A 13,328-nucleotide genomic window follows, 5' to 3' on the forward strand; every position below is an offset into this window, starting at 1 on the left:
CGGACGAAAAAATCTACGCCAATCTGACGGACTTCATTTTATCAGCGATTCCCTGGAGCGTATGGTGATTGAACGAAACGCCCTTCAATGCTATAATGACAGTGATTTTCATGAAGGGGGTGCGGCGATGCCGATGGATGAGTTTGCGTGGCGTGTGCGTCTGGCACGGCGGCGCAAGGCGCACCGGCGCAAATTTATACTGGCGGCGGCACTGATCGTGTTGACGATACTGTTGCTCGCGTGGTATCTCGCTTACTATATCCAACGTCCTGCATATGCCTTGGAACAGGCGGCGGAGGCGATTGCATCACACGATGCGGAGCTTTTCCTGCGGCGGGTGGATGTCGCTGCAGTCGCCGATGCCGGCTACGACGACCTCACCTATGTCCTCTTTGCGCGTGATACGAGCCTCAAGGAGGCGGAGCGCAATGCCTCGGGGAAATTCTACGAAAAGATCAAGGACAGTGTTGCGGCCGGGATTGCACGGACGATCACAGATGCTGTTCGCACGGGTACTTGGCCGGAGCCGGAGGGGACGGACGAGCTCAAGGGGCGGCAGCTCGGGATTGACTACGAGTATCTGATGGAGTGCAGTCATTTGCGCGACACGGAGTTGGTCGCGGTTGGAGAGATTGTGCGCGACGGGCGTGCAGCGGTGGCGACCGTGACCGTGCGCGATGGTGGGACAGGGCTGGAGTTCCCCCTGCAGCTGCGTATGGAGCAGCGAGCGTCCGGTTGGCAGATTGTGCGTGTGGAGAACTACCGCGCCTATCTCGAAGTGGTTCAGCGGGCGACGGAGCGTGATCTCGTGCACTACATCGAGGCGACGCGTCCGATTGTTGACCGCTATAACAGTGTTTTTCGCTCTGCGCAGAACGAGTTCCGCAGGCTCACGGAGACGGCCTGGAGTACATATACGACGGAGCATCGTAAGGCGCTCATCCGCCTCCTGCAGGAGGACATGATTCCGGTACTGAAAAAATACCAGCGTGAATTGGATGCTGTGGAGGTTCCGGACGGTGCCTCATATCTTGCCGCCCAGCGCAAGGCAGCGACGGAGGCATCCATTGCATCGTACGAGAGCTTTGTCAAGGGACTGGACACGGGACTGCCTGAGGACTTCGCGCGTGCCGAGACCCTGCACAAGAAGGCTCTGACCTACGACCTGCGCGTCGGCGACATGATCCGCCGCAGCGCGGTGAATGCGGAGACCCCCGCGACACCGTGACAATCCTATCAAAGAAGGTCTTACCATACGCGACCGTGCGTGTGGTAAGACCTTCTTTATGCCGTGGGCACCTGATCTGTGCGCCGCAGTGCACGTCTGCATCCCCAATAGAGGAGCACTCCCATGACGAGGAAGCTGACATTGTACGCATTGTAGACGACATGCATGGAGTGGATGCCGACGATGTCCCACGCATAGCACCATGCGACGCGGAACACGCAGTACGCGGCGAGCGCGGTCATCATGGGATAGAGCGTGTCGCCGAGACCGCGAAGCGCGCCGATGTAGATCTGATTGATGCCGTAGAGGAAGTAAAACGGGAACGTATAGTAAACAGCGTCGAGCGCATTTTCAATGACTGCGGGATCGTCGGTAAAGAGGGTGACAAGCGTCGGCGCGGCAAGACCCGCAGCGAGCGCCATGCCCATTGCACCAAATGCCGCAATCCGAAGGCTCGCACGCAGCCCTGCATGCACGCGTATGAGGTCATGTGCACCGACGTTCTGCCCGATGAAGCTCGTGAGTGCAATGCCGAACGCAAAGAGGGGGTAGTAGAGGAAGCCCTCGATGCGCGCGTAGACGGTCATACCCGCCATCGCTGCATAGCCAAACGAGTTGATGTAGGTCTGGATGACGAGGGACGAGATGCTCATAAAGACCGCTTGCAGTCCCGCCGGAATACTCGTGCCGAGAATGGGAAGGAGGTGGGCGGGCTGAAAGAAGGGGCGATGCAGACGCAGCTGCCATGCCCCGTGGAGATGGCGGAATTTTCGCAGGGCAAGCAGTGCTGACGCATACTGTGCGATGACGGTCGCGGCTGCGGCTCCTGCGATGCCGCAGGGAATGACGATGAGGAGGAGTACGTCGAGCACGATGTTGAGCACGACAGCGGCAGCGAGGTAGTGCAGCGCACTCGTCGTATTGCCGAGGGCGCGCAGAATGGCACTCGCCGTGTTGTAGAGGAGCTGTGCGAGCATACCGCCGAGTGCGATGCGCAGATAGAGGCTTGCCTGCGGGATGAGCTCTGCGGGCGTGGAGAGTGCCGCGAGCAGGTGCTCGGTCAGCAGGATGCCCGCCGCTGTAAAGAGTACGGCAAATGCAAGGACGGTGACGAAGATGCTCTGTACGAGCGCACTCAGACGTGTGTACTGTTTTTCCCCGTAGAGATGCGAGACAAGAACACTGAGCCCCGCCGAGAATCCAATGAAGAAATTGACAATGACGGAGAGGATGAGGCTCGCCGTGCCGACCGCTGCCAGAGCCTCTGGGCCGAGTGCCTGTCCGACGAGGGCGGTGTCTGCGATGGTGTAGAACTGTTGGAGCAGCTGCGAGAGGAGAATCGGCAGCATGAAGATAAGCAGCTGGCGCACAATCGCGCCGCGCGTGAAGTCCTGCTGATCCGCGCTGTGGAAGAGCAGAACGTGCAGATGGTGCAGATTGTGATGCAGAAAGTCATAGGTAAGCGGGTTGCGTATGCCGTAGATGCGCTCGCGGCGTTTGAGTGCGTGGAGTTTGTTGAGAATCTTATTCATAAGAGATATTTTATCATAGAGAGGCGTATAAGTCACGAGCGCCACTTCGGGGGTCTATGTCAAGTGTTATGGATTGCGATACTCCACGCAAACGCCGCGTTCGCAAGCGTTCGTGCGCTTGTACGCTTAAATACTAAATACCAGCGAATTTCTAAACGCCCTTCGGTTGAATGACGAAATCCACCGGGGTGTACCGCGCACTTTTCTCGCTTGCTCCATTAGGGGGTGCTTTGGAACATCGCAGTCCGCATTCTCCCGTAACAATTATCATAGAACCGCAGGTGCTCTGGACGTAAAAGGAAAACGAAAAATCCTGTTCCCGATGTTCGGGAGCAGGATTTTTGTACGTGTGGAATCTGTTTAGAACCGATAGGTGAGCTGGATGCGTGTGTAGTCGCCGAGGCGGAAGTGCTCGGGCGTATAGAGCGTGTCGCGCATCTGCGTGCTGCGGGCACCGAAGGTATACATCGCCTCAAGCATGAGGTCGCGCGCGGGGACGAAGGCAATGCCGGTGGAAAAGGAGCGGATGCCGTCGAGGTAGCGGTCGGGCAGATCTGCGCCCGTGCCGCCGAGGAATGCACCGTGCTCAAAGTTCTTGTAGTCGAGGTAGACACCCCAGCTGCCGGGAATATCCATGTCGGGAATGCCGAAGTCCAGACGCATGACCCAGAAGTACGGCACAGAGCCGCCGTCCGTATAGCGTCCGTAGATGTCCCTGCCGCCGTGGAAGTAACGTCCCGTCGCAGCGCGGTTGATGCCGTAGTCGAAGGAGAACATCGTGCGTGGTCCGAGGACTGCGCGTGCACCGATGCCAATGACGTTCGCAATCGGCAGCTTCTCGCCCTTTACATCCATGCCGTGTCCGAAGGAGTGCAGCGTCCACAGCTCCGCACCGAGACGGCTGCCGAACTGATGGCGTACCTTGAGGAAGCCCGCACGCTCCATCTTCGGAATCACGTCGTGTTTCAGCAGAAATCCGGGCTGGCGGAAGGCGATGGGGGCACCGGGGAGGGGGATGGGGGCATTGTTGAGCGGATTGAAGCGCTCGTTGCCCATCATTGCCGAGAAAAATTTTGATACGCCGTTGTATCTCCCAATCGAACCACCGTAATTGCCGGGGATATTCTGGTCAAAATATCCCGCAGTTTCACCGACGAAGTCGTTGAACATACGGTCGATTGCTTCAGCCCGTGTCAGCGTCTGTCCGTCCTGCGTCTCATAGGTACTGCCCGCGTCCTCAACTTCCTTTAGGATGTCGTCCATCATCGTGCGGATATTCTGCTCGCGGAGCATACCCTCAACGCCGCCGTATTTCGGGTTGTCCACAGGCGAAGCGACGCCTGATTCCTGAGAGAGGTCTAGATATTTGAGTGCATCGTAGTTGTTGTCGCGATAGAGGTCGCGGACGACGCCGTCGCTGCGCCGCACAACGACACGAGCACTGTAAAAATTACTATAAAACCTGGAGGTTGCCGTACCCGGATTTCCATCCCCGTTGAGGATCTTCTCCCATTTGCTCTCATATCCGCCGCCGCCGGGTGTTTCATTCGAGCGGCGCAGGAGTTCCGCATCCACGGATTTGAGGATGCTGACAAATTCGCGCATGACTTCCAGTTTCTTCTCGGCAATCTGCGTATCGGAGAGTGCGGGATCGCGCACCCAGTTGCCGTTTGCGTCCTGAATCTTGCCCGCATTGTTATACTTCTCGCGGAAGTTCGCCGGCGCATTTGGGTCGTATTCCATGGGATAGGGGGAACTGCTGACGTGCTGTGTGTGATTCTCTGCGTCGCGTACCTCCTGTGTATAGTAGCCGAACAGCTCGTTCAGTGTCGGGGCGCGGCGGATGATCGCTGCCTCCTTGTGACTGTAGGCACTCGTATAGACACCTGTCGTGCGTGAAAAGTCGCCGAAACCGGCGGCGACCTGCGTACGATCCTTTGTATAGAGGACGCGTGCGCCGTCGTACTCCTTGCCGAAGAAGTAGCCCGTCACGCCCATCGGCTCATGGATGCGCCCGAGCGTCCAGTCCCAGCGTCCCGGGCTGCCCGTGACCTCGGCGCGTTCGATGTGAACACCGCCGAGCCCCTTATTTTCGTCTACGGGATCCGCCGCATCGTTTGCCTTGCCCGTTGCGAGCACAGCCTTGACCCCGAGCTTGTCGTCAATGCGGTAGTTCGCGCCGATGCGCAGACGCTGCCCGAAGCCGTGTCCCGGGCGGTCAGCGTAGTTGCGTGCCGCCGCTTCGTCCGCCTGTGTCTCCTTCGTCTCGCGCATCTCCGCGCGATCGTAGCCACGATGGGTGCTCGTGCGCATCCGATAGTCGCCGAAGAAGTCGAGGCTGCCCTTTGTCCTGCCGTCCGTCGCTGTCTCGGGGCGGTGCAGGAAGAAGTCGTCTCCGTAGAAGTTTTTCAGCGGCACACCGTCCCGATCGACGAGTATGCCGTCTGCATTGCGATGAATTCCCGTGCCGAGGAACGAGCCGAAGTCGTCGAACTTCATATTCACGCCGAAGCGGAACGTGCGGTCATGATAGGCGCGATCGTCGTCCTGATGGTTGAAGAGGTTGTCCACACCTGCGTAGACGGTGAAGTCCTTGCGGATGTCCTTCTCGACGAGGAGATTCCAAATGCCGAAGCTCTTTTCACGGTATTCACCGCGCTTGCGGATGTAGTTGCCCGCGCCATCCTTTTCAAACAGATTATCTGTCTTGACGGAGTTGCTGTCGAGCATCCGGCTGAAGAAGCTGCCCCAGAGCGCCGCACGCCAGCCGTGTGCATCGTCCTTGTAGTTGACGCCGACATCGAATTTATGCGTCGGTCGATCGAGCAGGCGGTGCGGCAGATCATCATCACTCGCGTTGATTGCGTGCAGGTAGGTATAGCCGAGCTTTGCGCTCCAGTTCTTGCTGAACTTGTGCTGGACTTCTGCCTCGATCCCCGTGAGCTTTGCCTTGCCGATGTTGCGGAAGCTGTAGATGCGGTCGGGGACGTTGCGGAAACTCTTGCCGTGGAAGTTGAAGTCCACAAGCTGTCCCGTGAAGTAGGAGGTCATATAGTCCGAGATCTCGTTGTGGAACACACCGACCTTGCCGTAGGTGTGTTCGTTCTCGCCCTCGAATGCGAGGTCGATGTTCAGCGACTTCTCGGGTTTCAGGTTCGGATTGCCGATCCAGTACCAGCCGAGATGATCTGCTCCCGTGCCGCCGTACATCTCCCAGTTGTAGAACAGCTCGCCGAGCCCCGGCTCGCCGTAGCCCGTGCCGATGTTCGCCTTGAGTCGGCGGTGTTTCGCAAGCATGTGTGTCATGCCGAGGTTAAACGTTGCGTGCGAGCCAAAGCGATTACTGTGGTCGATGCGCAGGATGGGTGTGAGGATGGTCTTCGGTGTGACCTGCCAGCTGTCCTGTACATAGGCGTAGGTCTTTGTGAGATCTGCTTCGCCGAGCAGCAGTTGGTTTTGCCGTGCGGCAAACCCCTGTCCATAGTACGTTCCGTTGAATGTGATGTTCTTGTCCTGCTTATATGCCGGTCCGAACTGCGCCAATGCGCCGTAGTAGCCAAGGACGGGGGCATATTTATACGTGTCGTTGGTATTCGCGAAGCGCGGATCGTTGTCAAAATCGTTCTGCGCCTTGAGCTGGGAATTAAATGCGTCGTATTTCGCCTTCAGTGCGGGATCGACGATTCCACCGCCGAAAATTTCGGGGAGGACGCGCATCACCTCTTCATACGTCATCGGAGGCGCTTCTGAGCCGTAGTATTCGCCGTTTTTATCCCAGACGAAGCCGTTCTCGTTCCGAATAAATTTATAGTTGTGAACGTAGGAGTCAGGCTTATCGTCCACGCCCGCCGTATTATCGTCAACTGCGAGCGACTTGTCATAGTCCCACGGATTGATACGGCGCGTGTAGCTCTTTGGCGCATTGCGCAGACGTGAGCCCTCGGCGTACTCCTTTTGCCAGCCGAAGCCGTAGCTGAGATAGTGCGCATCGTTTACGGCGGTGTTGAAGTGCAGGTCGACGTTCGTCTGCGTGTGGTCGAGGTAGTCCACACCTGCGAGACTGTTCTTGCCCGAGTATTTGTCACGCCCGCTGCTGTAGTAGGTGAGGATGGTCGAGTCGTCCTCGCGCAGCTTGCCGTAGCCGTAGTTCAGCGTATAGTCCGTATTCTTGCCGATGCGTCCCTCGTAGCTGAGACTGTATGTGTCGCGCTTGCGGTCACGCTGGTAGATCTGCATCGGCTCGAAGAACGAGGGGAGCGGGTAGAGCTCGCCCTTGTTGCGCCGCTGCATGTTCTCGCGCTCTGTCGTGAAGCGGAAGGAGAGCTTGTTCGCATCGTCAAAGCTGTAGGAGCCGCTCACACCGTCGTTCTTGATCGAGCCGTAGAAGCGCAGCGACGGCTTGAAATCCTCGTACCAGTTCTCGCCTGCGATGAACTGCTTGCCGTCGGAGTAGACGGGCATGACCTCGCGTTTTGATGTCCACCCGCTGAGGTTCAGCTTGCCGATGTCGCCGGAGTCCGCACGCAGGTAGAAATTCGTCGGCAGGGTGTTTGTCTCCGTGCCGCTCCCCGTGCGCGAGTCGTGGAAGCGTCCCTCGATGTTGAGGGAGACGGACGGATTCTTTACGCCTTGCTTTGTGATGACATGGATCACGCCGCCAATGGCATCCGCGCCATACTTTGCGCTCGCCGCACCGCGGATGATCTCGATGCGCTCGATGTTCTCCGCGCCGATGCGCAGCAGCTCATCGGCGTTGCCGTTGTACTTCGCCTCACCGCCCAAGACACGCTGCCCGTCTACGAGCAGCAGCGTATGGCGCGGGTCACCGCCGCGGATCGATACGCCGACGTTGCCCATCGCGTCGATTGTACGCGTCACGCCGACCTCGTTGAAGATCACGTCCTCGACGGACTTTGCCTGTTTGCGTGCGATGTCCTCCGCCGTGATGATCGTCGTTGACTGCGACTCATATTTCGCCTCTTCCTTTGCGGCATCGGCATCGACGTGAATATCAGCAGTAGATACACTGCCCCCCCCCTGTGTACCATCATTCGCCCACACGGTATAGACGGGCATGGCGAGCCATGTCATAATGGCGCAGGTGAGCAGGCGATGGAAATGTCGTCCCTTCTTTCGTGGCATAAAATACTCCTTTGATGATAAATATGATTCGACAAACATTCTGAATACAATGCGAAAAGAACGTGTATCAATTATATCATCCTGAGAGTGAATGTCTATATCTTTGAGAAAAAATTATGATGGTTTTGCCCCCTTTTTTGATCAATGATTGCAACCAGAGCGAGGAAGTGTGAGGCTGTAGAAGAGCGCTTGCAGTGATACGGGTCACATAAAGACAGAGACTGCTGCACGAAGTTTTCTAGCTTCGTGCAACAGCCTCTGCAACATGCAATTCCTCAGAATGCGGGGATGATTGCACCCTTGTATTTCTCGTTGATGAAGTTCTTGACCGCCTCGGAGTGGAGTGCCTTCATGAGAGCCTGAATCTCGGGGCGGTTCTCATCGCCCTGACGGACGACGAGGATGTTGACGTATGGGGAGGTCTTGTCCTCCATGAAGAGTGCATCGCGTGTCGGGACGAGATCCGCCTGCATTGCCCAGTTCGTGTTGATGACGGAGATGTCCACGTCGTCGAGCGTGCGGGGCAGCTGCGGTGCTTCGATCTCCTTGAACTGAAGCTTCTTCGGATCGTCGACGACATCCTGCACGGTTGCGGCAGCCCCAACGCCGTCCTTCAGTTTCAGCAGTCCTGCGTGCTCGAGGAGGAGCAGGGCACGTCCGCCGTTCGTCGGATCGCTCGGGATGGAGACCTGCGCGCCATCCTTGACCTCATTGATGTTTTTGATCTTGTGCGAGTAGATGCCCATCGGCTCGACGTGAACACCGAGGACGTTGGCGAGCTTCAGCTCGGGATGCTCGGTGACAAAGTTCTTGAGATACGGCTCGTGCTGGAAGAAGTTCGCGTCGATTTCCTTGTCATTCGTCGCGAGATTCGGCTGGACGTAGTCGTTGAACTCGACAATCTCGAGTTTGATGCCTTCCTTTGCAAGCTCGGGCTTTACAATCTCGAGGATTTCGGCGTGCGGCACGGGAGATGCGCCGACCTTGACGACCTTCTCCGACTTTGCGCCGGCATTGTCCGCACCGCCGCCGCAGCCGACGAGGGCGAGCGTTGTGAGTGCGAGTACGAGTGTGAGTAATTTCTTCATAAAAACCTCCTTAAAAATCATCTTTTATTTAGTCGTGCGGCAAGGCTGTTGCCCGCAAACTGCACGAGCTGGACGAGAACGATGAGGATGACGACGGTCGCGATCATGATGTCGGGGCGGAACCTCTGGTAGCCGTAGCGGATGGCAAGATCGCCGAGACCGCCGCCGCCGATGGCTCCTGCCATTGCTGACTCGCCGACGAGGGCGATGATGACGGTTGTGAGCTGGCTCACGATGCCGGGCATGGACTCGGGGAGCAGAACGCGTGTGATGATCTGCATCGGTGTCGCACCCATCGAGAGCGCCGCCTCAATGAGACCGTGCGGCACCTCGCGCAGCGATGTCTCCACCTGCCGCCCAATGAAGGGGACGGAGGCGATGACGAGCGGCACCATCGCCGCCGTCGTACCGATGGCAGAGCCGACAATGAGACGCGTGAGCGGGATGATCGCCACCATCAGGATGATAAACGGGATGGAACGCACGGCGTTGACGACGGCACCAACGGTGCGGTTCACCATCGGTGCGTCGAGAATTTCGCCCTTGCTCGTGACGTGCAGGAGCACGCCGAGCGGAACACCGATGGCGGTTGAGATCGCCATGCTGACGATGACCATGTAGATGGTTTCGCCCAGTGCCTTAGTTAAGAGGGGCATCATTTCGGCGGACATAGCCGATCACCTCCTGTTTCAAATGCTGTGCGGAGAGATAGGTGATGGCCGCCTCAATCTCTCTGCGCTCGCCGCGTATGCCGATAATCATGCGGCCGAACGGGAGATCCTTCATCTGATCGAGCGTGCCGAATAGCATCGTCACCTCAATGTCGGGGAAGCGGCGGATCATATCCGCAAGCACGGGATCGTCCGCGCGCTCGCCGAGGAAGGTCAGGCGCAACAGCATATAGCTGTCCCTGCTCGGCTCATTTGTGATAGGGTTGCCGCGAAATGCGGTCGGCAGCTCGTTCGAGAGCAGGACGCTGATGAACTCCTTCGTGATTGGCTCGCGCGGCGCGGTGAACACGTCCACTACATCGCCTTCCTCAGCGATGATGCCGCCGTCAATGACGGCGACACGGTCACAGATATCCTTGATGACCTGCATTTCATGTGTGATGACAACGACCGTCAGCCCCATGCGTCGGTTGATGTCACGGATGAGTGCGAGGATGGACTTCGTCGTCTGTGGGTCGAGTGCAGAGGTCGCCTCGTCGCACAGCAGTACTTTCGGATCGCTCGCGAGTGCACGCGCGATGCCGACACGCTGCTTCTGCCCGCCCGAGAGCTGGCTCGGATAGGCATCCGCCTTGTCCGCGAGCCCGACAAGCGCAAGCAGCTCCGTGACCTTTGGCTTGATCTCGTCCGCAGCCTTCCCTGCAAGTTTCAGCGGAAACGCGACGTTGTCGTAGACAGTCGCGGAGGACAGCAGGTTGAAGTGCTGGAAGATCATGCCGATGTGGCGGCGTTCCTCGCGCAGCTCGCTCTCGCTCATTTTCATCAGGTCGCGTCCGTCTATGAGCACTTCGCCGCTCGTCGGACGCTCAAGCATATTGATGCAGCGGATGAGTGTGGACTTGCCCGCGCCCGAGAGCCCGATAATGCCGTAGATCGTGCCGCGCTCGACGCGGAGATCGATGCCGCGCAGCGCGTGGATGTCACCCTCGTATGTCTTTACAATATTTTTCAGATGTATCATTTTATGTAGCCTTCCTTTGGCTGAGATTCCGATTAAACGTAGCACACGCGCGGTGTTTTGTCAATGTTTTCCCCAACACAGCTCTAAATTCTGGCTATCAAGGAATCGCTGATAAAATGAAGTCCGTCGGATTGGTACAGATTTTTTGTCCTGTCAAGGAGACAAACCGGACGCATAGCCAAAGCTATGTGGAGGATTCTAGGGCACAGACAGGGCGAAAAAGATGTGCTAAGACGGCGGTGCTGAATTTATCAGCGATTCCTCAATAAATAAAAAAGATTCGGTTGTCACTGAGGGCAATCTCGGCTATAATATGGAAAGACCATATCAAACGAACCTCCGCTGTGAGAAAACGTATTGCCAATGAGAATCGTTTACGGTATAATGGGATACCAATTGATTCTTCGGGGCGTTTTCTGTGCTCCGATCCAGAGGGGGATATGATGATGCGTTGTCCAGATTTTGAGCATTTGCTCGGCTATCACGCTGCACCCCTGCTTGCGGGTCTGATGGCAGGAAGTCTGCTGTCTTTTCAAAAGAGCCGCTTTCAGGATTTTGACGCACTGCTTGCGTCCTATGAGCCCTGTTTTTCCTGTAAGGGAATCTCGACGTTCCGCGTTGCCGAGGGCGAGGAGTATGTCCTCATCCTCTTTTATCGTGCGGAGTTTGTCGCGCGCGCACTCACCGTGCCCGCTGCACAGGATATCCTGTGTGGGGCGGGCTATCGCATTACGGACAGCATGGAGGAACGGCTCGAGTTCCTGCGTCTCCGCATGCGTGTGCGCAAGACGCTCCCGCCGGAGGTCGGGCTCTTCCTCGGCTACCCGCCGGAGGATGTACGTGCGTTCATCGAACGGCGCGGGCAGGACTTCGTGTGCAGCGGATACTGGAAGGTCTACACGAATGAGGCCGAGGCACGCGCACTCTTTGAGCAGTACTCGGCCTGTACTCAGGAGTTCTGTACGCGGCTTGAGGCGGGACGGCCTCTTGCCGAGTTGGTGCAGGCAGTATAGGGAGAGAAGATCTCTCGGGTTTCTATGAGGAGGATTTCACATGGCAAAGGTAGCAGTTGTGTACTGGTCCGGCACGGGCAACACGCAGAAGATGGCAGAGGCTCTCGTTGAGGGTGCACAGGGGGCAGGCGCAGACGTTGAGCTCTTCGAGGTAGACAGCTTCTCCGTGGATCAGATCGACAGCTATGACGGTCTCGCGCTCGGATGCCCCTCGATGGGTGCAGAGGAGCTCGAGGAGGGCTCGTACGAGCCGTTCTTCGCAGAGGCGGTCGAGAGCGGCAAGCTCTCCGGCAAGCCCGTCGTGCTCTTCGGATCGTGGGGCTGGGGCGCAGGTGCGTGGATGGAGACTTGGTCCGAGCGCACGAAGGAAGCGGGTGCAAATCTCGTCGACACGTTCATCGTCGAGAACGAGCCGGATGATGAGGGGATCGAGGGCAGCAAGAATCTCGGCGCAGCACTCGTCGGTGCGTGCTGATACGCACTGCGTATTCATTTGATAGAAAAGAGTCGCTTCGCGCGGGGCGGCTCTTTTTCTATATACCGAAACATTTGTTAGCAGGAATTTTGGGGGGATAGAGAGAAAATATGCAGATATGTGTTTGCCGTAATTTGGCTTTGAGCGTTGGATTGAGATAGAGGGAAAGGGCTGATATCTATGGAGACTGAGGCAGCAGCTTCCGCTGCCGCTGTGCAGGCGGTTGGATTCATTCACCCCGTCATGGCGGATGTGATGACAATACTCTCGTTTGTTCTCGTTGTCGCCGCTGTTGCGATTGCTGCTGTTGCGACCCACTATGCGTGGCGGCAGACGGGCGGTACGGTCGACGTCATCGAGGGGCATGTCTCGTGGCTGCGTACGGAGGCGGAACGCCTTTCGACGGAGATTCAGGCATCTGTCACGAAGGACAGTCAGACCGCTGAGGAGGTTGCAAAGCTCAAGGAACAGGTCGGTTTGCTCGAAAACCGTATTTCGCAGGTCGAGGAACAGGCGAAACAGTTCGCTGCGGATCTCGAGGCGCTAAAATCGCGCCCTGTCGCCGCACCTGCACCCGAGCCGGAACCGGAGCCCGCGCCGGAGCCGGAGCCGGAACCGGAGGAGGAGATCAACCTCGACGCACTACTCGAGAGCAAGCCGATTTGGCAGGATCTCCTCGACGACTACCACGCCATGCGCGAGACCTTCTCGCCCGAGCGCGGCGCAGAACTCTGCCAACCGCTCATCGACAAGTATTCCCTGCACCTCCTTATATGCTCCGACCATGCCGCTGTCGAGAACGGCAAGGCGATGCCGAAGTTCGAGGCGGTGGAGGATGTCAATGAGGCGACGTTCTGGGCGTACGACATCCCGGGACAGCCGAACGACTTCGCCGTCATCCCGAGCCCGATGTTCCCGTACGATCAGAAACTGCACGAGGAAGCGGGTATGAAGGAGACCTTCGCTGCACGCTACGAGGAGGGCAAGAGTTACGACAAACTCACTGTCGATATGCCCGCACTCTTTTCCTTGAACAAAGGCAAGTGGAACATCGAGCAGCCGGGACTGCTGCAGCTTGTGGAGTGAGTATTGTTTTGAGATGGAAAGGGGCTGTTGCACGAAACCAACGTGCAGCAGCCTCAATTTTGTGCAAAAAAC

The 13,328-nt window shown here is 57.5% G+C and carries 10 protein-coding genes; 5 read left to right on the plus strand and 5 right to left on the minus strand.

The window, feature by feature from the left end:
* Window positions 1–127: 127 nt before the first annotated feature.
* On the plus strand, window positions 128–1,228 hold the full coding sequence (locus tag ACO6BQ_RS09730) for a hypothetical protein (RefSeq protein ID WP_489120677.1): 1,101 nt from the start codon (window positions 128–130) through the stop codon (window positions 1,226–1,228).
* Between the two features lie 56 nt (window positions 1,229–1,284).
* Here the strand turns inward: ACO6BQ_RS09730 and ACO6BQ_RS09735 are convergent, their stop codons facing one another.
* From ACO6BQ_RS09735 to ACO6BQ_RS09755, 5 genes are all read right to left on the minus strand, one after another.
* Window positions 1,285–2,760, minus strand: a complete 1,476-nt coding sequence (locus ACO6BQ_RS09735; protein ID WP_489120678.1) for an MATE family efflux transporter — start codon at window positions 2,758–2,760, stop codon at window positions 1,285–1,287.
* A 360-nt stretch (window positions 2,761–3,120) separates the two neighbouring features.
* Window positions 3,121–7,902 (minus strand): TonB-dependent receptor plug domain-containing protein, encoded by a 4,782-nt coding sequence (locus ACO6BQ_RS09740; RefSeq protein ID WP_489120679.1) that lies wholly within the window; start codon window positions 7,900–7,902, stop codon window positions 3,121–3,123.
* A gap of 275 nt (window positions 7,903–8,177) precedes the next feature.
* On the minus strand, window positions 8,178–8,990 hold the full coding sequence (locus ACO6BQ_RS09745) for a MetQ/NlpA family ABC transporter substrate-binding protein (protein WP_489120681.1): 813 nt from the start codon (window positions 8,988–8,990) through the stop codon (window positions 8,178–8,180).
* 17 nt (window positions 8,991–9,007) lie between these two features.
* Window positions 9,008–9,661 carry a methionine ABC transporter permease gene (locus ACO6BQ_RS09750; RefSeq protein WP_009657012.1) on the minus strand — a complete coding sequence of 218 codons (654 nt, stop codon included), beginning with the start codon at window positions 9,659–9,661 and terminating at the stop codon, window positions 9,008–9,010.
* Window positions 9,630–10,682 (minus strand): methionine ABC transporter ATP-binding protein, encoded by a 1,053-nt coding sequence (locus ACO6BQ_RS09755; protein ID WP_489120683.1) that lies wholly within the window; start codon window positions 10,680–10,682, stop codon window positions 9,630–9,632. The genes ACO6BQ_RS09750 and ACO6BQ_RS09755 overlap by 32 nt, the downstream gene beginning before the upstream one ends.
* Before the next feature lie 116 nt (window positions 10,683–10,798).
* On the opposite strand from ACO6BQ_RS09755, the gene ACO6BQ_RS09760 reads away from it, so the two are divergent.
* From ACO6BQ_RS09760 to ACO6BQ_RS09775, 4 genes are all read left to right on the plus strand, one after another.
* Window positions 10,799–10,951: a secretion protein HlyD gene (locus tag ACO6BQ_RS09760; protein ID WP_489120684.1), complete on the plus strand. Its 153-nt coding sequence runs from the start codon at window positions 10,799–10,801 to the stop codon at window positions 10,949–10,951.
* A 177-nt stretch (window positions 10,952–11,128) separates the two neighbouring features.
* A complete protein-coding gene (locus ACO6BQ_RS09765; protein ID WP_489120687.1) occupies window positions 11,129–11,695 on the plus strand; it encodes a DUF3793 family protein in 567 nt (188 codons plus the stop codon).
* Window positions 11,696–11,735: 40 nt separating this feature from the next.
* A complete protein-coding gene (locus tag ACO6BQ_RS09770) occupies window positions 11,736–12,170 on the plus strand; it encodes a flavodoxin (protein ID WP_489120685.1) in 435 nt (144 codons plus the stop codon).
* Between the two features lie 180 nt (window positions 12,171–12,350).
* Entirely contained in the window at window positions 12,351–13,256 is a 906-nt protein-coding gene (locus ACO6BQ_RS09775; RefSeq protein WP_489120686.1) for a hypothetical protein, read from the plus strand.
* The last annotated feature ends 72 nt before the right edge of the window (window positions 13,257–13,328 follow it).

The sequence above is a fragment of the Centipeda sp. (in: firmicutes) genome (genome assembly GCF_057271695.1).

What these genes read in the sequence shown, in the direction of transcription:
- ACO6BQ_RS09730 (WP_489120677.1), top strand. Translation starts at nt 128, where the DNA reads ATGCCGATGGATGAGTTTGCGTGGCGTGTGCGTCTGGCACGGCGGCGC.
- ACO6BQ_RS09735 (WP_489120678.1), bottom strand. Translation starts at nt 2,760, where the DNA reads ATGAATAAGATTCTCAACAAACTCCACGCACTCAAACGCCGCGAGCGC.
- ACO6BQ_RS09740 (WP_489120679.1), bottom strand. Translation starts at nt 7,902, where the DNA reads ATGCCACGAAAGAAGGGACGACATTTCCATCGCCTGCTCACCTGCGCC.
- ACO6BQ_RS09745 (WP_489120681.1), bottom strand. Translation starts at nt 8,990, where the DNA reads ATGAAGAAATTACTCACACTCGTACTCGCACTCACAACGCTCGCCCTC.
- ACO6BQ_RS09750 (WP_009657012.1), bottom strand. Translation starts at nt 9,661, where the DNA reads ATGTCCGCCGAAATGATGCCCCTCTTAACTAAGGCACTGGGCGAAACC.
- ACO6BQ_RS09755 (WP_489120683.1), bottom strand. Translation starts at nt 10,682, where the DNA reads ATGATACATCTGAAAAATATTGTAAAGACATACGAGGGTGACATCCAC.
- ACO6BQ_RS09760 (WP_489120684.1), top strand. Translation starts at nt 10,799, where the DNA reads ATGAAGTCCGTCGGATTGGTACAGATTTTTTGTCCTGTCAAGGAGACA.
- ACO6BQ_RS09765 (WP_489120687.1), top strand. Translation starts at nt 11,129, where the DNA reads ATGCGTTGTCCAGATTTTGAGCATTTGCTCGGCTATCACGCTGCACCC.
- ACO6BQ_RS09770 (WP_489120685.1), top strand. Translation starts at nt 11,736, where the DNA reads ATGGCAAAGGTAGCAGTTGTGTACTGGTCCGGCACGGGCAACACGCAG.
- ACO6BQ_RS09775 (WP_489120686.1), top strand. Translation starts at nt 12,351, where the DNA reads ATGGAGACTGAGGCAGCAGCTTCCGCTGCCGCTGTGCAGGCGGTTGGA.